This is a genomic window from Brevundimonas bacteroides DSM 4726 (assembly GCF_000701445.1).
Lineage (GTDB): Bacteria > Pseudomonadota > Alphaproteobacteria > Caulobacterales > Caulobacteraceae > Brevundimonas > Brevundimonas bacteroides.
The window spans coordinates 83,565-103,934 of the sequence record NZ_KL370782.1; the positions used below are offsets into that span (position 1 = coordinate 83,565).

Here is a 20,370-nt window from a genome sequence, read left to right on the forward strand (position 1 = left end):
ATCGGGCGATGCGCTAATCCGCCGGACATGGCCGACCGCATCGCTTCCTTCGAAGGCGTCATCGACGCCGCCCGTCAGATCGAGGGGGTCGCCGTCCGCACCCCCCTGATCGAGAGCCCCGCCCTGAACGAACGCGCGGGCGGGCGCATCCTGCTCAAGGCCGAGAATCTGCAGGTCGCGGGGGCCTTCAAGTTCCGGGGGGCCTACAACCGCATCAGCCGCCTGACGGACGAGGAGCGGGCGCGAGGCGTCGTCGCCTTCTCGTCGGGCAATCACGCGCAAGGCGTGGCGGCGGCGGCGCAGAAGATGGGAACCAGCGCCACCATCGTCATGCCGTCCGACAGCCCGGCCATCAAGATCGCCGGCGTTCGGCGCTTCGGCGGCGAGGTGCGCCTCTACGACCGCTGGACCGAGAGCCGCGAGGAGATCGGCGCCGCGCTGGCGGCCGAGAAGAACGCCGTCCTGGTGCCGCCCTTCGACGATCCCTTCGTCATCGAGGGTCAGGGCACGAGCGGGCTGGAGATCCTGCAGCAGTCCGACACGGCGATCGATCAGCTGGTCTGCTGCTGCTCGGGCGGCGGGCTGCTGGCCGGGATCAATCTGGTGCTGGAGGCCAAGAGCCCCAAGACGCTGAGCTGGGCGGTCGAGCCCGAGAACTTCGACGACACGGCGCGGTCCCTAGCGGCCAAGCAGAGGGTGGGCCATCCCAAGGCCGCGCCCTCGATTTGTGACGCGCTCCAGACCCCCATCCCCGGCGAGCTGACCTTCCCGATCAACCAGCGGGTCCTGAAGGGGGCGCTGGGCGTCAGCGACCTGGAGGCGGCCGAGGCCGTCCGCTACGCCTTCCATACGCTGAAACTGGTGCTGGAGCCGGGCGGGGCGGCGGCGCTGGCGGCGGTGCTGGCGGGCAAGGTCGAGACCCGCGACCGGACCACCGCCGTCGTCCTGTCGGGCGGCAACATCGACCCCGCCCTGTTCGCCGAGATCATCGAAGACCGCTTCACCGGAGCCGCCGCATGACTAAGCCGAGTGACCTCGCTTCCCTGATCGGCCAGGAGGTCGGCGTCAGCCGCTGGATCGAGATCGACCAGGCCCGCATCGACGCGTTTGCAAAGATCACCGAGGACGAGCAGTTCATCCACGTCGATCCGGAGGCCGCCAAGGCCACCCCGTTCGGCGGAACCATCGCCCACGGCTTCCTGACGCTGAGCCTCGCCTCGGCCATGTCCTATGACGCGGTCAAGCCGCTGGAGGGCGTGGTGATGGGCGTCAACTACGGCTTCGACAAGCTGCGCTTCCTCGCGCCGGTTCCGGCCGGATCGAAGGTGCGCGGGCGGTTCAAGCTGCTGTCGGCCGAAGACAAGGGCGGTGGTCGCTGGCTGCTGAAGCACGAGCTGACCGTCGAGATCGAGGGCTCGGAAAAGCCCGCCCTGATCGCCGAATGGCTGGGGATGCAGATCGTCTCGGCCTGATCAAGAAAAGCACTTTACATTCCAAAGTAACTGCGGCATATCCGGGCCACACAGGAGACATCGCCATGTTCAGAACCCTCGTCTGCGCCGCCGCCGCCCTCTGCCTCGCCGCCCCGGCCCTCGCCCAGAGCCGCGAGGCCGCCGACCATTCGCATCATCGCCACGCCGACTTCCAGTCGACCCGCATGCACGTCCGTGTCGACGGCGAGGCGGGTCCGGGCGTGCGCGACATAATCCTGATTCCGGGTCTCAGCTCCTCTCCCAAGGTCTGGCAGGGGACGATCGATCACCTGGGCGCAGGCTGGCGCGTCCACTCCATCCACATCCAGGGCTTCGCCGGCGCGCCGGTCGAGGGCAACGCCGAGGGCCCCGTCGCCGCTCCGGTGGCCGAGGAGATCGCCCGCTACATCGCCGAGCAGGGGCTGGATAGGCCCGCCGTCGTCGGCCACTCCATGGGCGGCACCATCGGCATGATGCTGGCGGCGCGCCATCCCAACGCGGTCGGCAAGCTGATGGTCGTGGACATGGTGCCCTTCATGGGCGCGATGTTCGGCCAGCCTGGGACCAATCCGACGGTCGAAAGCGTCACGCCGATCGCCGACATGATCCACGCCCAGATGTTGAACAACCCTGAAGAGGCCTACCGCGCCCAGGCCGCCCAGACCGTCGCCGCCATGGTCCGCGACGAGGCGGCTGAGCCTATGATCCTCGCCGACACCGCCGCCAGCGACCGCATGGTCTCGTCCAACGCCTATCGCGAGCTGATCGTCACCGACCTGCGCCCTGAGCTGGCCAATATCACGGTCCCGACCGAGGTCGTCTATGTGGCCTTCGACATGCCCGGAATGAGCCCGGAGATCTCCGACACCATCTACCGCATGTCCTACGCCACCCTGCCGGGCGTGGAGCTGACCCGCATCGATGACGCGGCGCATTTCGTCTTCATCGACCAGCCCCAGGCCTTCTTCGCCGAGCTGGACGCCTTCCTGGCGGAATGATCGACCCGGCCGAGCGCATTATTGGCCTTTATGACGACAAGGCCGAGGGCTGGATCGCGGATCGCGGTCCGGCCCTCGGCGGTCTCGGCAAATCCATCGACGAGGTTGAGGCGTTCGAGCGGTTCGCCGCAGCCCTGCCGCGGGGCGGAGCCGTGCTCGACGTCGGCTGTGGCTCCGGCTGGCCCTGGGGTGCTGCATTGATTGAGCGAGGCTTTCGCGTGACCGGCCTGGACGCATCGCCCCGCCTCCTCGCCCATGCCGCACAAACATTGCCCGAGGGAGAATGGGTTGTCGGCGACATGCGCGCGTTCGACCTCGCCCGCACGTTCGACGGTGTGCTCGTCTGGTACAGCCTGTTCCACCTGACGCCGGGCGATCAGCGCCGGGCGCTACGCCACCTGCTGCCGCATTTGCCGCCCAACGGCGTTCTGATGATGACCATTGCGACCGAGGCCGGCGTGAGCATCGGACACTGGCGCGGCGAGAGCCTTTATCACGCCAGCCTGGGCGCAAGCGCCTATGCCGCCATCCTGGCCGACGGCGATTTCATTCGGGACGACCACGGAGGTCGGCCCGACACCGGCTCAGAAGCATGGATCCTCAGGCGACGGACGGATCATCCACCGTCACAACCGAACGTCGTTCCCGGACTGGATCAGAGCGCTCACCAAGGCTAGAAGGCTGGCGGGATACAGGGGATAGCGTCATGCGTAACGGTCTGACCTGGTTACTCGGTCTTCTGCTCGGTCTGGTCTTGGCTGGTTGCGCCGCCGCTCCAGCCATCGCTCCCCTCGCCCAGACCGATGATGTCGCGGCAGCTGTGCGGATCGTGCCCGAGTATCGCCTAGGCCCCGCTGACAAGGTCCGCATCAACGTCTTCGGTGAAGAGGCGCTGACCGGCGAGTTCACCGTCGGCAACTCCGGCAAGGTCTCCCTGCCCCTGATCGGCGAAGTCCAGGCCGAAGGGCTGACGATCGCCCAGCTCCAGGAAGCCATCGCCGAGGCCCTGCGTCAGGGCTACATCAACGAGCCACGCGTCAACGCCGAGGTGCTGAATTACCGGCCCTTCTATATCCTCGGCGAGGTCAATACGCCGGGCGAATACCCGTACACGGCCAACCTGACGGTCCTGAACGCGGTGGCCACGGCAGGCGGGTTCACCTATCGGGCCGACACGCGCCGGGTCTACATCCGTCGTGCTGACAGCGGGGGCGAGCAGGCCTATCCCCTGACCACCAACACTCAGGTCGCACCCGGCGACACCATCCGCATTGGCGAGCGGTTCTTCTAGGGCTCAGCCCGCGATCAGGACCCACAGCCCCGTCGCGGCGAACGCGGCTGCTGCCGCCATGCGGATGTATCTGAGCGGCAGCCTGCGGGCCGTCGCCTCGCCCAGCCAAACCGCCGGGCCATTGACCAGCATCATGCCGATGGTCGACCCGGCGATCACGAGAGGCAGGCTATCGAAGCGGATGGCCAGTCCAGCCGTAGCGATCTGGGTCTTGTCCCCCATCTCGACCAGGAAGAAGGCCGCCGTGGTCGTCCAGAACACGCCCCAGGCGCTCTTCTCTGCCGGCTCTGCCTGAGCGACCTCCAGGGTGTCAGGGATCAGGGCCCAGACTGCGAAGCCCAGGAAAGCAATCCCGACGACCCATCGCATCCACGGGCCCTCCAGGTACTGCGCCGCCAGCACGCCGGCCACAGCGGCGAAGGCGTGGTTCACCAGGGTGGCGGCCAGAATTCCCAGAACGATCGGTGTCGGGCGTCGCCAGGTCGCCGCGAGCGCGATCGCCAGCAGCATGGTCTTGTCCCCTATCTCCGCCAAGGAGACGAGGCCGATGGAAATTAGCGCGGCGTCCAAAACGCACTCGATCGCGGGGCCTCGGCGGACGGACCTGTGGCGTTCGCAGCCGGACCCCGCGTGGAATCAACCCTGCGAAGCCAACGGTCTTGTCAGGTTTGAGTGTCCCCCAACACTCGACGCGCGGCGTCGCTGCTTGAGGGACGAGGCTTCCGAAAGGAAGGGCCTCTGATCCGAACCGTCCGCGCCATCCCCTCCGGGCGAGAGGAAGTCTGTTGACGCGGGCCCCGCTGAACGCGCGGGTGACTACTCCCCGATGACGCGAAGTCGTGTAGTCGCTGCCACACCGCAGGGCAAGCGCAGCACCGGAGGTAGACAGTCCAAAATGGTTAATATAACCGTGTTGCTGCGGGTCGCAGACCTCCTCAAGGGTTCGCCTGACAGGGGAAAAGTGAAGTCTCGCAAGGACTTGAGAGGGGAGCTGACTGAATGGATCCGATCACTTCGATCGTGGCCTCCATGCTGATTTCGGGCGCTGCGGCGACGGACGGTCATGGTTGTGCCGAGGCGCCGCACTACGACGGCGTGCCCTGCGCCTGTACCCGCGTCGTCGATTTCTACGGCCCGTGGACGGGCGGTGGTGGCTACACGCCTCCCGGTGGCTGGCCGCCGCCGATCAACGTTCCTGCCGGTCCGGCCATTACCGTCGCCTCGCCGGGTTACCGGGTGATCGGCCGCCCGGTTCAGGTCGCCGGCCCGGTCGTCAACATCCAGGGCCCGCCGGTCTATGTGGACGCCCCGCCGATCCGCATCGCCCCGGCCCAGATCTATGTGCAGCGTCCGGAGGTCCATGTGCGGCCGTCGGAAATCCTGGTCGAGCCTCCGCAGGTCCACTTCTCGGACTGCACCGACGGCACGGTCTGCACGCCCGTGGACGGCGGCCACTAAGCCGATCCCCATTAAAACGCTCAAGGGGTCCGGACAGCGTCCGGGCCCCTTTTGCTTTGGGGCCACGCCTATCGCGTCGGGACCGCCGCTGCGCTAGGAAGCGCCATGACCGTTCACTTTCATGAGGGCGACCTGCCCGACGGCCTGGACCTGGGCCCCGAAGTCGCCGTGGATTCCGAGACGCTGGGCCTGCGCTTCCGCCGCGATCCGCTGTGCGTTGTCCAGCTGTCGGCCGGCGACGGCGACGCCCATGTCGTTCGTCTGAACCGCCCGTCCTACGACTGTCCGAACATGAAGCGGCTGATGGCCGATCCGGCCGTGTTGAAGATCTTCCACTTCGGCCGCTTCGACATCGCCATGCTGGAGCTGCATCTCGGCGTCGAGACCCGCCCTGTCTACTGCACCAAGATCGCCTCCAAGCTGGCCCGCACCTACACCGACCGGCACGGCCTGAAGGATGTCGCGCGCGAGCTGGCCGGCATCGACCTGTCCAAGGCCCAGCAGTCGTCGGACTGGGGCGCGGCCGAGTTGTCTCCGGCCCAGCTGGAGTATGCCGCCTCAGACGTCCTGCACCTGCACGTCATCAAGGCGAAGCTCGATGAAATGCTGGCGCGCGAGGGCCGGACGGCGGTGGCGCAGGCCTGTTTCGACTTCCTGCCGGTCCGAGCCCGGCTCGACCTCATGGGCTTCGAGGACGACGTCTTCGCCCACACCTGGACCAAATGAGCCAGACCGATCCGGCCGAGGATCGAAAGGCCGCCGACGAGGCGCGGCTGGCGGCCGAGGCCGAACGCTGGCGCGCGCGGTCTCAGCGGGTGCGGCTTTACCGCCGCCTGCTGCCCATCCTGATCGTGGTGCTGGCGGGCGGGGCCCTGACCTGGACGGTGTTCCGCACCGTGATGTCCGGGGTCGAGCGTGAGGCCAGCCAGGCGCGTGACATCCGGCTCGACAACCCCATGTTCCACGGTCAGGACGCCGAGGGCCGCAGCTTCGTCATCGGAGCGGAGGGCGCTGTGCGCGACCCGGCGACGGGTCGATTCCGTCTGAACGGCCCGGTGCTGCGGCTCAATCTCGGCGGCGCGAAGGTCACCGAAATGACCGCCGATGCGGGCGTCTACAACGAGACGGCGCGCACGGTGACCATCGGCCCCAATGTGCGGATTTCCGACGGCGGGTCGGGCTTTACCCTGACGACGCCAGAGGCTGTGGTGAACACCGCCACCGGTGTCGTCACCGGCGACAAGGGCGTTGAAGGCCGCGGGCCGCTTGGAACCATTTCCGCGACGTCCTATGCCATATATGAACAGGGCCAGCGGGTCGTGTTCAGCGGCTCGGGCGATAACAAGGTGCGGGGCACGATCGCCGCCGCCTCCGGTGAATGACCATGAAGACGACGCATCTCCTCGCGACGGCCGCGACCGTCCTGGCGCTCGCAGCGGGCGGCATGGCGCTGGCCCAGAGCCGGCCGAACACATCGAACCAGCCGATCGGCTACGGCGCCGACACAGGCGAGCTGACCAACACCTCGGTCTCCCTGCGCGGTCGCGCCGAGATCACCCAGGGTCAGGCCCGGCTGCGCGCCAACGCCATCGAGGGCGCGCGTGACGCCTCGGGCGGCCTGACCACCATCGAGGCCTCCGGCGATGTCTATTATGTCACCCCGACCGAGACGATCCGGGGCGACCGGGCGATCTATACCGTCTCGAACGCCACTGTGGTGGTGACCGGCGACGTGATCCTGCGCCAGGGCCAGAACGTCCTGACCGGCTCGCGCCTCAGCTACAACGTCGATACCGGCCAGGCCCGTATCGAGGGCGGGGGCCAGGGCGGTCGCGTGCGCGGCGTCTTCTATCCGGAAGGGTCGAACTGAGGCCCGGTCGGCCCGGTCGGCGACCCGATGGCGCGCAAGGAACTCTCGGCCCTGAACCTCAAGGAGCGCGAGGCCGAAGCGGCCGCCGCGCCCGCGCCGCTGGACAAGGGCCTGCGCGTCCGGAACATCGCCCGGGCCTTCGGCGCGCGTCAGGTCGTCAAGGACGTCTCCCTGACCGTCCAGCGCGGCGAGGTCGCGGGACTCCTGGGTCCCAACGGCGCCGGCAAGACCACCTGCTTCTACATGATCACCGGCCTGATCCCGGCCGACAGCGGCTCCATCTGGCTGGACGGCGTCGATATCACCAGCCAGCCCATGTATCAGCGGGCGCGCATGGGCGTCGGCTATCTGGCGCAGGAGGCTTCGATCTTCCGCGGCATGACGGTCGAGCAGAACATCATGTCGGTGGTCGAGCTGAACGCCACGGGTAAGGCCATCGAGACCGAGACGAGCCGTCTGCTGGACGAGCTCAACATCGGCCATCTGCGCCACGCGCCCGCCACGGCCCTGTCGGGCGGCGAGCGGCGACGGGTGGAGATCGCCCGGTCGCTGGCGGGCCGGCCCAGCTTCATGCTGCTGGACGAACCCTTCGCCGGCATTGATCCGCTGGCCATCGCCGACATCCGCCAGGTCATCCGCTATCTGGCCGGCGAGGGCATCGGCGTGCTGATCACCGACCACAATGTCCGCGAGACGCTGGATATCATCGACCGCGCCTCCATCATTTCGAACGGCGAGGTCCTGTTCGAAGGCACCGCCGACGAGGTCATCCACGACCCCGAGGTTCGCCGCGTCTATCTGGGCGATCTTTACGGCTGAGCCAGCATCGCGGGTGGCCATTTACCGTTCTCGGCAAGTCGGCGGAAACGAACAAGGGTCCAAGCTGATGGCATGGCCAACACCTGGTTCGCGATCGAATACGTCCTGACCGCTCCGGGCCGATGGGTCGCGTGGTTTAACTGGGCTCTGCCGTGGGGCCCTGGCTACCATGATGACGAGCTGAGAGATTCGCGAAGGTTTCATTGGCTGATGGCGGGCGCCACCTACCTGGGCCTGCATCAGTCCGTTCAGGTCGTCATGGAGCGGGGCGGATTCGAGCTGGCCGCGGCCAACTTCGCGATCATGTTCGGCGTCCGTTAACCGCTTCGCTTCATCGTCCCAGCAAGTTCCGGGCCACGGCGGTCCGGCGGCAGGGGCGATGCGGACGTGATCGGTCAGAGGCTCGAGATCCGGCAGGGCCAGGGGTTGGTCATCACCCCCCAGCTCCAGCAGGCGATCAAGCTGCTGCAGCTGTCCAATCAGGAGCTCGACGAATACGTCGAGGCCGAGCTCGAGAAGAACCCGCTCCTCCAGCGCGAGGAGACCGAGGCCCCGGCCGAGCCGACACGGGAGCTGACCGCCGACACCGCTGAGCTCAGCTTCTCCGAAGCCGAGGCGGCGGACCGTTCGTCCAGCGTCGATGCGCGCGAGGACGACGTCTATGGAGACGCCACCCCCGGCGAGCGGACCTCGGACCGGCTGTCGGACGAGGCGGCGTCCCAGCCAGGCCTGTCGGACTGGTCGGCCGCCGGCAAGGGCGGCTCGTTCAACGACGGCGACGGCGGCGAGAGGCCCGAGCGGCATGATCCGACCCTGTGGGAGCATCTACAGGCCCAGGCTTCGGCAGCCGGGCTTTCGGCTGCGGATCACGCCATCGCGCTGGCCCTCATCGACGGGGTCGACGAAGGCGGCTACCTGCGCGGCGAACTCGAGGAGCTGGCCGATCGCCTTGGGTGCGGCCTGGACCGGATCGAGGCGGTGTTGACCGTGTGCCAGGGCTTCGAGCCGACGGGCGTCATGGCGCGCTCGGTGCCGGAGTGCCTGAAGCTGCAGTTGGTCGAGCGCAACCGCTTCGACCCGGCCATGGCGGCCCTGCTGGACAACCTCGACCTGCTGGCCCGGCGCGATCTCGCTGCGCTGCGCAAGGCCTGCGGAGTCGACGCCGAGGACCTCGCCGAAATGATCGCCGAGCTGAAGGCGCTGACGCCCCGGCCCGGCGCGGGGTTCGCGGGCGAGGTGGCTCAGACGGTGATTCCGGACGTCCACGTCCGGCCCGATCCGGCCGGCGGGTGGAAGGTGGAGCTGAACGCCGACACCCTGCCCAAACTCCTGGTCGACAAGCGGTATCACGCTTCCATCAGCGCAGGCGCTCGAACCGAGGCCGAAAAGACTTTCGTGGCCGACTGCGCCGCCCAGGCCAACTGGCTGGTGAAGTCGCTGGACCAGCGGGCCAAGACCATCCTGAAAGTCTCCTCGGAGATCGTGCGCCAGCAGGACGCTTTCCTGGCCTTCGGCGTGGAGTTTCTGCGGCCTCTGAATCTCAAGACCGTGGCCGACGCGATCGGCATGCACGAATCGACCGTCAGCCGGGTGACCTCGAACAAATACGTCTCGACCCCGCGCGGGGTGTTCGAGCTGAAGTTCTTCTTCACCGCCGCCATCCAGGCGGTGGACGGAGGGGCCAGTCACTCCGCCGAGGCCGTCCGTCACCGGATCAAGTCGATGATCGACCATGAGGCGCGCGACGGCGATGTCCTGTCCGACGACCGCATCGTCGAGATCCTGAAGGAGGCGGGCATCGACATCGCGCGTCGAACCGTCGCCAAGTATCGGGAGGCCTTGCGGATTCCCTCTTCTGTCGAGCGTCGTCGGATGATGAAGGCGGGATAGGAACGCCATCGCGGCTGTCGGTCCTTCCGGTGCGGCGCCGCCGAGCCTGGAACCCCGGGGTGGCGGGTCGGGCGTCGCGTGTCGGTGCAGGCGCGCCTGATCGCTCTTCCGCTGTGAACGGGATGGGAAGGGCGGGCGGAGCAGCCGGGCCTTCGCCCGGAGACCGTGAGGGTTTGTGTTTCGGCGAAAGACGACTGCTCCGCGCGGCTGGTCTGACCGGAAGCGGACGGCCCCGCGTCGCTCGAAGCCGACTGCCCGGGGACCAACGGCCCTGTTAGAGCCTTGCCGCTACTGACGCCTCCGGCGGGAAGGTCGGCGTGCTTGCGAAAGCCGATCCCCTGAACGCGGCGAGTCTTCTGCTCGCCGCCTTGTCGGTGGGCTACCGCTCGACGCGCGGCGTCTCGCTGCTTGAGCCAGACGCTTTGCGTTTGGCGGGTTACCGCCTGGAACGCGGTTCCGGGCTGCTTGAGCCCGGGACCCTCATTCCGAACGGCAACGTTGCCCACGCCACCCCCTTGATCCGGACGCCGGACGACCGCTCTTCACGGCCTCCGGTCGTTGGACCTCGGGAGCCCCCGCTCCAACCGCTCCCGCCGCGACAAGCTCGCAAGGCCTTGCGCCCTTCCCAGGCGACGGAACCGGGGGTGATTGTAAGGCAGGTTTCAATGAGGGCGCGTTCAGAGCGTCTCAAACGGAGCGGGCGTTGATTTTACTCGCTGATTCCGGGCGTCGTTGGATGATTGAGAAAAACGGCGTGTGGGTTTCCCTCTCCCAGAGCGAGAGGGAGTGGCAGGCATCGCCCCATGCGCGCTTGAGCAACCGTGTCCTTCTGACTCAGGCTCCAGCTGATCGCAAAAGCGTGACCGTAAAACCGACGTTCCCGATTGACACTTTTCGCAGGCAGTCGCGTTCTGTGTGACATGCAAGTCCAGGTCAGCGGCAAGCACGTGGATGTCGGCGAAGCGTTAGGCTCGCGCATCTCCCAGGAACTCGAAGACGGGGTTGGAAAATACTTCGAACGCGGCGGTCAGGACGCCGAGGTCGTCGTCTCCAAGGACGGCCACGGCTTCAAGGTGGACTGCTGGGTCCGCCTCGCCTCGGGCCAGGCTCTGGTCACCACCGGCCACGGCGGCGACGCCCATGCGGCCTTCTCCGACAGTCTCGAAAAGCTGGAAAAGCGGGTTCGTCGCTACAAGCGCCGACTCAAGGACCACCACATCGGGCCCAAGCCTCTCTCACCCGAGAAGACCGAGAACGCAGCGCGGGAAGTCGCCCGCTCCATCGTCCTGCGCGATCCCGACTCGGTCGAGGATGACGAGTTCGGCGATGCCGGAGCCGAGGGCCCGCCCCCGGTTGGCATGGTGATCGCCGAGACCGAGGCCGAGATCCGCACCCTGACCGTCGGTCGCGCGGTGCTGGAGCTCGACATGACCGGTTACCCGGTCGTGATGTTCCGCAACGCCGCCCACGGCGGGCTTTCGGTCGTCTATCGCCGGCCGGACGGCAATGTCGGGTGGATAGACCCTGAACGCACCGTGTCGTCGAACGGACACGGTTCTGTAAACGGTTCTGGCGCATAAGCCTTCCAAAGAGGCGCGGTTCGGGCTATGCGGCCCGCGCCCGTCGCCTCCCCTCTTGGGCCGCCTGAACCTCGTAAGAGTGTGTGAGTCGAGACTATCATGGATATTGGTGAACTGCTGGTCCGGGACGGCGTCGTCCTGAGGGGCGGCGCGTCGTCCAAGCGACAGGCTCTGCACACCGTGGCCGCCTGCGCTGCCCAGGCTCTGGGCGTCGCCGAAGACCGCGTGTTCGAGGCCCTGCTGGAACGGGAAGCGCTCGGCTCGACGGGGCTCGGTTCCGGCGTCGCCGTGCCCCATGCCCGCCTCGAGGGTCTGGACCGCGTGCGCGCGGTGTTCGTGCGGCTGGATACGCCGGTGGCTTACGACGCCGTGGACGATCGGCCGGTCGATCTGCTGTTCGCCCTGTTCGCCCCGCCGCGCGACGGCGCTGAGCATCTGCGGGCGCTCGCAGCCGTGTCGCGCGCCCTGCGCTCGCCGGAAATGCGCGAGCAGCTGCGTCAGGCGCATACCGTCGACGCCGTCCACGCCCTGTTCGTCACCAACGAGACGGCCACCGCCGCCTGAGGCGGTTTTCGTCGGCTAGTGGACGGAAACCGGCGCCAGTTCGTGCGCCACGGCGGCGGCGAAGGCCGTTTCGCGATCCAGCATGACCGCCAGCCGCTCGCCGTCGGCGCTGTGCACCGCATAGAGAGTCTGGTCGGGATCGATCATCAGGCCCTTGGCCTCTTCGACCCGCACGTCGGCCAAGACGTCGGCCGCGCTGATCTCTCGCACATAGACGAGGTCGGGCGCGCCCAGCCCCTTCAGGTCTTCCTTGGTCATTATCGGCGTCATCAGGACCGCCTCCTTCGAAAAGACAACGCCGCAGCGCCCGGCGGGTTCGCCGGCGCGTCCAAGCGTCGCTATTGGGGTTGAGATCAGCCGAGGCTGATCGGAATGCGCTTCACGGTCGCGGCCTCTTCCGGCCGCTTCAGATCGACATGCAACAGGCCGTGCTCCAGCGTCGCGCCCTCGACCTCCAGACCGTCGGCGAGGACGAAGCTGCGCACGAAACCGCGCGAGGCGATGCCGCGATGCAGGAAGGCCTGGTCGCCGGCGCTCTCGCGCTTGCCGGCGATGGTCAGCTGCCGGCCCTCCAGGGTGATCGCCAGGTCGTCGGGCGAGAAGCCCGCCACGGCCAGGGAAATGCGCACGCCGTGGTCGCCGATCTGCTCGACGTTGTAGGGCGGGTAGCTCTCGGCCGCAGCCTTGGCGGCGCGGTCGATCAGGGCGCGGGTCTGGTCGAAACCCAGAAGAAACGGGCTGTCGAACAGCACGGGGCGGCCGGTCATGGTCAGTCCTCACTCAGAAGCGACTATAGAGCCGGAGACGCCCTTAAGCGGCGCGCCCTCGGCTTCGGTGAGGAATATGGGATCGGGCGCGGCGAGCGGCAAGCGCGGCGGCCCGTCAGACCTCGAACACCCGATAGTGCGTCTCGCCGAGCGTCCTCAGCACCGGCAGGGCGACGTTGAAGACCGGCACGCCCCGGTTCGTCTTGCCTTCAGGCGCGCCCCGGTGGGCGTGGCCGTGCAGGACCAGCTTGACGTTGTCGTAGCGATCGATGGTCTCCGCCAGCCGCGACGAGCCGAGAAACGCGTGGATCTCCGGCGGCTCGCCCACGACGGTGTCGACCACCGGCGAATAGTGCAGCAACACGACCGACCGCTCGGTCCGCAGAGAGCGGATCGAGGTTTCCAGCGCGGTGGCGTCCTCCACCGCCTCCTGCACGAAGGTCTTGATCGAGGCCTCGCCAAAGGCGCTGAGCATGTAGCGGCCGAAGCCGCCGACGAAGCCCTTGCCGCCGGCGAAGCCGACGCCGCCGACCTCGCAGCTGCGCCCGCCCGACAGCATGGTCACCCCGGCGTCGGTCAGCATCTTCTCGACGGTCTCGGGCTGGCCGCATTCGTGCTCGTGGTTGCCCATGACGCCGACCATGGGGATGCGGCAGCTCCTGAGGTCGTCGAGCAGCACCTCGACCTCGGCGGTCTTGCCGAAGTTGACCAGATCGCCGCACAGGCACAGCACGTCGGCGTCGTCCGAGACCCGCTCGAACAGAGCGCGGTGCGGTCGCGTCTGGCCCTCGCCGACGTGCAGGTCGCCGACCGCCGCGACGCGCAGCCGCCGGGTGGGCCCAGGTTCGAGGCCAGGTTGCAGGGTCTGGGCGTCAGTGGACAGGGTCATGGCGCTCTTCGAGCCCCTTGCCGACCACGTCGCCAAAGCCCCATTCGGCGATATCGGAGACGTAGTCGCGCGCGCTGAACAGACGGCCGCGGCAGACCTTGATCCGCGGCGCCGGCAGGTTGACCTGGGCCTGCAGCCGCTCGGTCAGTTCCGTCATCAGCCAGGACGGCACGTTCTCGCGCTCGGTCGGATAGGCGAAGCGGAAGTTCAGCAGGTGCGCCATCAGCACCTCCCAGTACAGGTCCATCTGGTCCAGCAGCGACTTCCAGTCGATGTTGGCCGCCTGCTTGAGGATGATGTGGTTCACGTCCGCGCCGTCGTAGCGGTAGCGGTCCTGGATGAAGACCTTGGACAGGATCAGCGCCGTCGGGGGCGTGATGCCGACCTCGTGGCCATAGACCTCGATGGTGTCGGGGCCGAACCAGCTGTCGTTGACGGCGATGGCGCCGTTCGACATGGCGAAGATGACGTCGAAGAAGCGGTCCTCGTCCTTCCAGACCTTGGCGATCCAGCGCTCGTCCTCGACGTCGGTCCGGTAACCGCGCGCCTGGAAGAAGGCGAGGATGCGGGGGTAGTCGCCGGGCTTGCAGAAGACGTCCAGATCCTTGGTCGGCCGCCGGATGCCTGTGTAGGCCGTGACCGCATAGGTGCCCGACAGCAGGAAGGGGATGCCGCTCTCCTTCAGCAGGCGCAGGCTCTCCTCATAGAAGTCGACCGCGTCCTCGGGCGGATGAAAGCTCGGATCGGCGACAGTGTCGCTCATGCTGGAACCCCTGATATCGAGGGGTGTCCAACGGCCCGCCCGCGGCCACGGTTCCGGCTGCGACGAGGCGTCAGCCCTTGAAGACGTCCTTGGCGGCGCGCCGCGCGGCGAACTCCGCGCCGTCGCGCGCGGTCAGATAGGGGTTGAAGCGTCGTTCGACCCCCAGCGTGGTCGGCACGGTGGGTTCGCCCAGCGCGCGTTTAGTGAAGACGCCTTCGGCATGGGCGCGGACCTCGGGCCGGTCGTCGACGCTCAGCATGAAGCGGGCGTTGGACGCCGTGTACTCGTGCGCGCCATACAGCACCGTCTCGTCCGGCCAGGCGGCGATGCGTTGCAGGCTGTCCCACATCTGCTCGGGCGTGCCCTCGAACAGGCGGCCGCAGCCCAGGGTGAACAGGGTGTCGCCGGTAAAGGCGATGTTGTCCGGGATCGAGCGAAAGACGACGTGGCCCAGCGTGTGTCCGGGCGTGGCGGTGACGTGCAGCGTCGTCTCGCCGATGGTCACGACATCGCCCTCCTCGACGATGTGATCGACCGGGGCGACCTTGCGGACTTCCTCCGGCCCCCAGATGTCGCAGCCGGTGTCGGCCTTCAGCCGTTCGTTGCCCTCGGTGTGATCGGGGTGCCAGTGGGTGTTGATGATGCGATCCAGCTTGCCCCAGCCCAGCGACTGGATCGCGTCCAGGATGACCTGGGCGTCCGGGGTGTCGATCGCGGCGACCGTCCCCGTCGCCTCGTCGCGGGCCAGAAAGGCGTAGTTGTCCTCGCGCGCCGGGAACAGGTGAACGGTCAGGGGCATGGTGCGGTCCTTGGTGGCGAGGCTTGATCCGCCATATAGTGGAGACCATGCGTCGCGCCATCGAGGATCTTCGCGCCTTCTACGGCGAGCCCCGGGGCGCCCTGGTGCGCCGGCTGCTGGCCAAGCGTCTGGAAGACGCCTGGGGCGAGGCCGAGGGCTGCGACGTGCTGGGCGTCGGCTATGCGACGCCGTGGCTGGACGCCTTCGTCGGCGCGCGCCGCGTCATCGCCGCCATGCCGGGCGGTCAGGGGGTGGAGCTGTGGCCCTCCGTCGGAAAGAACCGGACGCTGCTGGTCGACGACAAGCGGTTGCCGCTCGCGGCGGGGACGTTCGATCGCGTTCTGCTGGTGCATGCGCTGGAGGAAGCCGACGATCCGACGCTTCTGCTGACCGAGGCGGTTCGGGCGCTGGCGCCCGCCGGGCGGATCATCCTGGCGGCGGCGGCGCGGGGCGGCATGTGGGCGCGGGCCGAAAGCACGCCCTTCGGCCACGGCCGGCCCTTTACGCGCGGTCAGCTGGAGCGGCTGGTCCGCGCCGTCGGGCTGGAGCCGACCGCCTGGTCCCAGACGCTGTATGTCCCGCCGTGGACGCCGATCTTGGGCATGGCCGACGGGTTCGAGCAGATCGGTCGCCGGGTCGCGCCGGGCTTCGCGGGCGTCATCCTGCTGGAGGCGACGCGCCAGGCCTACGCCCGCATCCGCCCATCCGGCCACGGGGCGCGGGTTGCGGTCCCGCAAGGGGTGCTCCAGCCCCAGCCCGCGACGCGGTCGCCGCGTGACGGCGACGGGGTGGAAGCGCGCGGCGAACCCCTGTAACGGCGGCCTCATGCACCGCCTGATCCTGATGCGCCACGCCAAGACCGAGCGCGCCGCCGCCTCCGGCCTCGACCGCGACCGCGCCCTGACCGAGCGCGGCCTGTCCGACGCCGCGCTGATGGGCCGGGTGCTGGCGGAGAAGAAGCTGCGCCCGGATCTGGCCCTCGTCAGTCCGTCCACCCGCACCCGCCAGACCTGGGACGCGGTGCAGGAGGCGTTCGGCGACGTGGAGGTCCGTATTGAGCCCCGCCTCTACGACGCCTCGCCCGACACCATCCGGCGTCTGGTTCAGGACGCCGAGGATGAGGCTGGATGCCTGCTGGTCATGGGCCACAATCCGGGCATTCACACCCTCGCCTACGACTATCTGACGGAAAGCGCCGCCTCGCCCGCGATCCTCGACCGTCTGGCCGGCGGCTTCCCGACCGGGGCGGCGGCTGTGTTCGAGGTGGATGTGGCCGGTCGCTGCGCCTACGACGGCTTCCTGACGCCCAAGGCCTTCGGCGGCGGAGCCGAGGACTGATGGCCGAGCGCTACGCCTACAAGCTGCTCGACGCCGCCGAATGGCGCGAGGCCCTGGCCGAGGGCGTCTTTCTCGGCTCGGCGGTCGATCTGGCCGACGGCTACGTCCACCTGTCGACGGCGGCGCAGCTGGAGGAGACGGCGCGGAAGCACTTCGCGGGCCGGACCAATCTCATGCGTCTGACCGTCGATCTGGAGGCGCTGGGCGACGCCGTGGTTTGGGAGCCTTCGCGTGGCGGAGCGCTGTTTCCGCACATCTACGGCCCTCTGCCGACCACGGCGGTGACCGAGGCGACGCCGTTCGCATGCTGACAGCGCTGCTCCGCACCCTCGACCCGGAGACCGCCCACGGCTTGGCCATCGGCGGCCTGAAGCATGCGCCCCTGCCCGCGCCGCCGCCGGATGATCCGATCCTCAGGATGTCGCTGGCGGGCCTAGAGCTGCCCAACCCGATCGGCCTTGCCGCGGGTCTGGACAAGAACGCCGAGGCCCTGACCGGCCTGTCCCGCCTAGGCTTCGGCTTCGTCGAGGCCGGGTCCGTCACCCCGCGAGCCCAACCCGGCAATCCGAAGCCCCGCCTGTTCCGCCTCTCGGAAGACCGGGCCATCATCAACCGGATGGGTTTCAACAACGGGGGGCTCGAGGCCTTCGCCGCCAACCTGTCGCGCCGCCCTTCCGGCATCGTGGTAGGAGCCAACCTGGGGGCAAACAAGGACACAGAGGATCGCGCGGCGGACTATGTCGCCGGTCTTCAACGCCTCGCGGGCCTGTCCGACTACTTCACCGTCAACATCTCCTCGCCCAACACGCCGGGCCTTCGCGCGCTGCAGGGGCGTGAGGCGCTCGACGATCTGCTCGGCCGCGTGGCCGAAGCGCGGACGACGCCGGCGCCCGTCTTCCTCAAGATCGCGCCGGACCTGACGCCGGACGAGATCGCCATGATCGTCCAGGCGGCGCTGGCGCACCGGATCGATGCCCTGATCGTCTCGAACACCACGCTGGACCGCCCCTCCAGCCTGCGCTCGCGCGACCGGGCCGAGGCCGGGGGACTCTCCGGCGCGCCGCTCTGCGAGAAGGCGCACAAGGCGCTGATCCACGCCGCCGAGGCGGCGAAGGGTCGTCTGCCGCTCATCGCCGTCGGCGGAATCGACAGCGGGGCGGAGGCCTACCGCCGCATCCGGGCCGGCGCTTCGGCGGTCCAGATCTACTCCGCCCTGATCTACGGCGGGCCGGGCCTGGTCGGCCGCATCAAGCGCGATCTGGCCGCCCGTCTGCGCGCCGACGGCTTCGCCTCCCTGGCCGAGGCATCCGCCAACCCTGCGTTGACGGAGCGTTAGGCCGCTTCGGTCATGATGGTTTCCGCCAGGGGCCCGTGCGCCTCATTTCGGGGACGTGCATGTCGCAGGCCTATAAGGATTCGGCGCCGGACTGGACGCCCGCGATCCAGGCCCGTCGGCGCGCCCTGATGCAGCGGCTTGGCATGGGCGCCGCGATGGCGCTCATCTTCACGCCGGTGTTCGGCTCGGAGGTCTCGGCGCTGTGGTGCGTCGGCTATTTCCTGGTCCAGGCGCTCGACCTATGGATTTTCGCGCCCGTGCTCTCCGGCCGGGTGGAGCGCATGGGCCCGATCCGCAGCGCGGCGGGCAATGTGATGCTGTTCCTGAACGCGGCGTCGTTCGGGAGTCTTTCCGTTCCGCTCTGGCTGCTGGGCGGCCCCATGGGCGGGGTCTGCGCGGCCATCGTGGCGGCGTCGGGCGCCATCTACGGCGTGATCAACTCGCCCGGCTCGCGCAAGGTGCTGGCGATCACCATCGCGCCGCACTTCCTCTACATGGCGGCAGTGCCGTTCTGGATGAGCTTTTACGGGGCGTCCCACGCCTTCGTCATGGCGGTGACCATCTCCTTCGTCGTCTTCGGCATCTATTGCGTCTCGACCTGGGAGCGGATGAACAAGGCCCAGCAGTCCGAGAGCGCCGCACGACTGGAAGCGGACCGGAAACGCACCGAGGCCGAGCGCATCATGGCCAGCCGACAGGCGTTTCTCGCCGCCGTCGGCCATGACCTCAGGACCCCCATCAGCGCCATCATGACCGGAGCCGCAGAGCTGGAGGCCGGGGCTAAAACCAGTTCGGCGCGCGCCCAGGCCGCCCTGATCTCGGACGCCAGCGTGATGATGAAAGCGTTGCTGGACGACCTGCTTGACCACGCCAAGCTCGAAGGCGGTCACATGACGGTCGAGAGCGTGGACTTCAATCTGCGCAGCCTGATCGCCCAGACCCTGATGTTCTGGCAGGGCGAGGCCCGCGCCAAGGGCTTGTCCCTCCGCGTGGAGGGGGCGTCGTCGATGCCCGCTTCGGTCAAGGGCGACCCGATGCGGTTGCGGCAGGTGCTGAACAACCTGGTCTCCAACGCCATGAAGTTCACCGACGCGGGCTCGGTGACCCTGCGCCTCGCCTCCTGGCCCGAGGAACCGGCCGAGCACGCCATCCTGATCGAGATTGCCGACACCGGCCCCGGCATGTCGGCCGACCAGCTGGCCCGCCTGTTCACGCCATTCGATCAGCTTTCCGAAGGCGTCAGCGCCCGGCATGGCGGCTCAGGGCTCGGGCTGTCCATCAGCCGCGACCTGATCGAGCTGATGGGCGGTCGGCTGACGGCGCGCAGCCGACCCGGCGAGGGCGCGGTCTTCACCGTCTCGCTCGTCCTGCCGCAGGGCGACGCCGAAGCCGCGACGCCGCGCACCTTCGGCGAGGACAGCCGGGGGGACATCGTCCGCAGCCTGGCGCCGCGCAAGCCCAGTTCACGCGCGCCGCGCAAGTCCGAGCCCAAGCCGGAACCGGCCGTCGAGGCCGCGCCCGCGCTGTCGGCCACTGAGGCCCTTCTCGCGCAACTGGGGGCCGAGATTCCGGCCGAGCCCGTGGCGGAACCGAAGCCAGCGGAAACGCCCGCCGTCGATACGACGATGGCGGTCGCACAATCCGACGAGCCGCCGCTCGCCGAGGCCGCCGAGGCGGAGGCCGACCGCCCCCTGCGCGTTCTTGTGGTCGACGACCACGACATCAACCGCCGCGCGGTCGAACTCATTCTGGCGCCCCTGGGGTGTGACATCGCCACGGCCGCTGACGGCCTCGCGGCTCTCGCTCAGTGCGAGACGGGTGTCTTCGACGTCATCTTCATGGACGTGCGCATGCCCGAGCTGGACGGCCGCGAGACCACGCGCAGGCTCCGCGCCGGCGGCGGACCCAACGCGGGCGTTCCCGTGATCGCCGTCACCGCAGACACCGCGCCCGAAGACATCGCCGCCTGCATGGCGGCGGGCATGACCTACTTCGTCTCCAAGCCCCTGACGCCACCGGCCCTGCTGGGCGCGCTGGAGCAGGTGCTGTCTGAGGCGGAGGCCGCGCCATCCGAGGTCGCCGCCGCCTGACCGCGCACGGCGGCGAGGATGCGGGCAGCCGCGTCCTCACCCTTCAGATCGCACTCCCAGATGGTCACCACGCGCCAGCCGTCTGTGGTCAGTCTGGCGAACACGTCGGCGTCCCTCGCGATGTTCCTGGCGCGTTTGGCGTCCCAGTAGGCGGCGTTGGCCTTGGGCCGCCGCGCGCCTCTCGGACAGTCGTGCCCGTGCCAGAAGCAGCCGTGCACGAACACGACCACCCGTCGGCCCTTCATCGCCAGATCGGGCCGCCCCGGCAGGCCGCATCCGCCGAGCCGGTAGCCTATCCGGGCGGCACGCAGGGCGCGACGGACGAAGAGCTCTGGAGCGGTGTTGCGCCCTTTGACCCGGCGCATGACGGCGCTGCGCTGCTCGGGCGTGAAGACGTCTGTCATACTGGTCTCAAAAGCCCGCGCTCAAGCAGCGAGGCTCCGCGA

The 20,370-nt window shown here is 68.4% G+C and carries 26 protein-coding genes and 1 riboswitch; of the genes, 19 read left to right on the top strand and 7 right to left on the bottom strand.

The annotated features are described in order from the left end of the window. The first annotated feature begins 27 nt into the window (after positions 1 to 27). The 5 genes from Q333_RS0115195 (at position 28) to Q333_RS0115215 (ending at position 3,761) form a co-directional block, all read left to right on the top strand. Positions 28 to 1,020 carry a threonine ammonia-lyase gene (locus Q333_RS0115195; protein WP_029418101.1) on the top strand — a complete coding sequence of 331 codons (993 nt, stop codon included), beginning with the start codon at positions 28 to 30 and terminating at the stop codon, positions 1,018 to 1,020. After that, positions 1,017 to 1,472: a MaoC family dehydratase gene (locus tag Q333_RS0115200; RefSeq protein WP_029418102.1), complete on the top strand. Its 456-nt coding sequence runs from the start codon at positions 1,017 to 1,019 to the stop codon at positions 1,470 to 1,472. The genes Q333_RS0115195 and Q333_RS0115200 overlap by 4 nt, the downstream gene beginning before the upstream one ends. A 65-nt stretch (positions 1,473 to 1,537) precedes the next feature. Next, positions 1,538 to 2,470 carry an alpha/beta fold hydrolase gene (locus Q333_RS0115205; protein ID WP_029418103.1) on the top strand — a complete coding sequence of 311 codons (933 nt, stop codon included), beginning with the start codon at positions 1,538 to 1,540 and terminating at the stop codon, positions 2,468 to 2,470. Further along, positions 2,467 to 3,147 carry a class I SAM-dependent methyltransferase gene (locus Q333_RS0115210; RefSeq protein ID WP_084176191.1) on the top strand — a complete coding sequence of 227 codons (681 nt, stop codon included), beginning with the start codon at positions 2,467 to 2,469 and terminating at the stop codon, positions 3,145 to 3,147. Before Q333_RS0115205 ends, Q333_RS0115210 begins: the two co-directional genes overlap by 4 nt. Before the next feature lie 29 nt (positions 3,148 to 3,176). Then, positions 3,177 to 3,761, top strand: a complete 585-nt coding sequence (locus Q333_RS0115215; protein WP_029418105.1) for a polysaccharide biosynthesis/export family protein — start codon at positions 3,177 to 3,179, stop codon at positions 3,759 to 3,761. 3 nt (positions 3,762 to 3,764) lie between these two features. On the opposite strand, the gene Q333_RS0115220 is transcribed toward Q333_RS0115215, so the two are convergent. Further along, positions 3,765 to 4,331: a TMEM165/GDT1 family protein gene (locus tag Q333_RS0115220; RefSeq protein WP_029418106.1), complete on the bottom strand. Its 567-nt coding sequence runs from the start codon at positions 4,329 to 4,331 to the stop codon at positions 3,765 to 3,767. 94 nt (positions 4,332 to 4,425) lie between these two features. Then, positions 4,426 to 4,598: riboswitch (yybP-ykoY riboswitch) on the bottom strand. A 162-nt stretch (positions 4,599 to 4,760) separates the two neighbouring features. On the opposite strand from Q333_RS0115220, the gene Q333_RS17150 reads away from it, so the two are divergent. The 9 genes from Q333_RS17150 (at position 4,761) to ptsN (ending at position 11,942) form a co-directional block, all read left to right on the top strand. Beyond that, positions 4,761 to 5,219 carry a hypothetical protein gene (locus Q333_RS17150; protein WP_051651379.1) on the top strand — a complete coding sequence of 153 codons (459 nt, stop codon included), beginning with the start codon at positions 4,761 to 4,763 and terminating at the stop codon, positions 5,217 to 5,219. A gap of 105 nt (positions 5,220 to 5,324) precedes the next feature. Continuing rightward, positions 5,325 to 5,945 carry a ribonuclease D gene (locus Q333_RS0115230; protein WP_029418108.1) on the top strand — a complete coding sequence of 207 codons (621 nt, stop codon included), beginning with the start codon at positions 5,325 to 5,327 and terminating at the stop codon, positions 5,943 to 5,945. Next, positions 5,942 to 6,601, top strand: a complete 660-nt coding sequence (lptC, locus tag Q333_RS0115235) for an LPS export ABC transporter periplasmic protein LptC (protein WP_029418109.1) — start codon at positions 5,942 to 5,944, stop codon at positions 6,599 to 6,601. Before Q333_RS0115230 ends, lptC begins: the two co-directional genes overlap by 4 nt. Positions 6,602 to 6,603: 2 nt before the next feature. Further along, positions 6,604 to 7,089: an LptA/OstA family protein gene (locus Q333_RS0115240; RefSeq protein WP_084176225.1), complete on the top strand. Its 486-nt coding sequence runs from the start codon at positions 6,604 to 6,606 to the stop codon at positions 7,087 to 7,089. A 27-nt stretch (positions 7,090 to 7,116) separates the two neighbouring features. Further along, positions 7,117 to 7,908 (top strand): LPS export ABC transporter ATP-binding protein, encoded by a 792-nt coding sequence (gene lptB / locus Q333_RS0115245; protein ID WP_029418111.1) that lies wholly within the window; start codon positions 7,117 to 7,119, stop codon positions 7,906 to 7,908. Positions 7,909 to 7,980: 72 nt separating this feature from the next. Then, on the top strand, positions 7,981 to 8,229 hold the full coding sequence (locus Q333_RS0115250; protein ID WP_029418112.1) for a hypothetical protein: 249 nt from the start codon (positions 7,981 to 7,983) through the stop codon (positions 8,227 to 8,229). A gap of 66 nt (positions 8,230 to 8,295) precedes the next feature. Continuing rightward, on the top strand, positions 8,296 to 9,798 hold the full coding sequence (gene rpoN / locus Q333_RS0115255) for an RNA polymerase factor sigma-54 (protein ID WP_029418113.1): 1,503 nt from the start codon (positions 8,296 to 8,298) through the stop codon (positions 9,796 to 9,798). A 920-nt stretch (positions 9,799 to 10,718) separates the two neighbouring features. Next, entirely contained in the window at positions 10,719 to 11,378 is a 660-nt protein-coding gene (gene hpf / locus Q333_RS0115260) for a ribosome hibernation-promoting factor, HPF/YfiA family (RefSeq protein WP_029418114.1), read from the top strand. 99 nt (positions 11,379 to 11,477) lie between these two features. Further along, positions 11,478 to 11,942: a PTS IIA-like nitrogen regulatory protein PtsN gene (gene ptsN, locus Q333_RS0115265; protein WP_029418115.1), complete on the top strand. Its 465-nt coding sequence runs from the start codon at positions 11,478 to 11,480 to the stop codon at positions 11,940 to 11,942. A gap of 15 nt (positions 11,943 to 11,957) precedes the next feature. Here ptsN and Q333_RS0115270 read toward each other — a convergent pair whose 3' ends face one another. The 5 genes from Q333_RS0115270 to gloB form a co-directional block, all read right to left on the bottom strand. Continuing rightward, entirely contained in the window at positions 11,958 to 12,212 is a 255-nt protein-coding gene (locus Q333_RS0115270) for a DUF1150 family protein (protein WP_029418116.1), read from the bottom strand. An 83-nt stretch (positions 12,213 to 12,295) separates the two neighbouring features. After that, positions 12,296 to 12,709, bottom strand: coding sequence for an Hsp20 family protein (locus Q333_RS0115275; protein WP_029418117.1), 414 nt, complete (start codon positions 12,707 to 12,709; stop codon positions 12,296 to 12,298). Between the two features lie 115 nt (positions 12,710 to 12,824). After that, positions 12,825 to 13,598, bottom strand: a complete 774-nt coding sequence (locus Q333_RS0115280; RefSeq protein WP_029418118.1) for a metallophosphoesterase family protein — start codon at positions 13,596 to 13,598, stop codon at positions 12,825 to 12,827. Continuing rightward, positions 13,582 to 14,361 (bottom strand): nucleotidyltransferase family protein, encoded by a 780-nt coding sequence (locus tag Q333_RS0115285; RefSeq protein WP_029418119.1) that lies wholly within the window; start codon positions 14,359 to 14,361, stop codon positions 13,582 to 13,584. Before Q333_RS0115285 ends, Q333_RS0115280 begins: the two co-directional genes overlap by 17 nt. A 70-nt stretch (positions 14,362 to 14,431) precedes the next feature. Next, positions 14,432 to 15,160 carry a hydroxyacylglutathione hydrolase gene (gene gloB / locus Q333_RS0115290; protein ID WP_029418120.1) on the bottom strand — a complete coding sequence of 243 codons (729 nt, stop codon included), beginning with the start codon at positions 15,158 to 15,160 and terminating at the stop codon, positions 14,432 to 14,434. Between the two features lie 47 nt (positions 15,161 to 15,207). On the opposite strand from gloB, the gene Q333_RS0115295 reads away from it, so the two are divergent. The 5 genes from Q333_RS0115295 to Q333_RS0115315 are packed head-to-tail and all read left to right on the top strand — an operon-like array spanning position 15,208 to position 19,924. Then, positions 15,208 to 15,975 carry a methyltransferase domain-containing protein gene (locus tag Q333_RS0115295; protein ID WP_035294560.1) on the top strand — a complete coding sequence of 256 codons (768 nt, stop codon included), beginning with the start codon at positions 15,208 to 15,210 and terminating at the stop codon, positions 15,973 to 15,975. A 10-nt stretch (positions 15,976 to 15,985) separates the two neighbouring features. Then, positions 15,986 to 16,498, top strand: coding sequence for a SixA phosphatase family protein (locus tag Q333_RS0115300; RefSeq protein WP_029418122.1), 513 nt, complete (start codon positions 15,986 to 15,988; stop codon positions 16,496 to 16,498). After that, positions 16,498 to 16,809, top strand: a complete 312-nt coding sequence (locus tag Q333_RS0115305) for a DUF952 domain-containing protein (protein ID WP_029418123.1) — start codon at positions 16,498 to 16,500, stop codon at positions 16,807 to 16,809. Before Q333_RS0115300 ends, Q333_RS0115305 begins: the two co-directional genes overlap by 1 nt. Continuing rightward, positions 16,803 to 17,834, top strand: a complete 1,032-nt coding sequence (locus Q333_RS0115310; RefSeq protein ID WP_029418124.1) for a quinone-dependent dihydroorotate dehydrogenase — start codon at positions 16,803 to 16,805, stop codon at positions 17,832 to 17,834. Before Q333_RS0115305 ends, Q333_RS0115310 begins: the two co-directional genes overlap by 7 nt. A gap of 59 nt (positions 17,835 to 17,893) precedes the next feature. Further along, a complete protein-coding gene (locus tag Q333_RS0115315; protein WP_029418125.1) occupies positions 17,894 to 19,924 on the top strand; it encodes an ATP-binding protein in 2,031 nt (676 codons plus the stop codon). Here Q333_RS0115315 and Q333_RS17445 read toward each other — a convergent pair. After that, entirely contained in the window at positions 19,822 to 20,328 is a 507-nt protein-coding gene (locus Q333_RS17445; protein ID WP_084176193.1) for a very short patch repair endonuclease, read from the bottom strand. The genes Q333_RS0115315 and Q333_RS17445 overlap by 103 nt on opposite strands. Between the last annotated feature and the right edge of the window lie 42 nt (positions 20,329 to 20,370).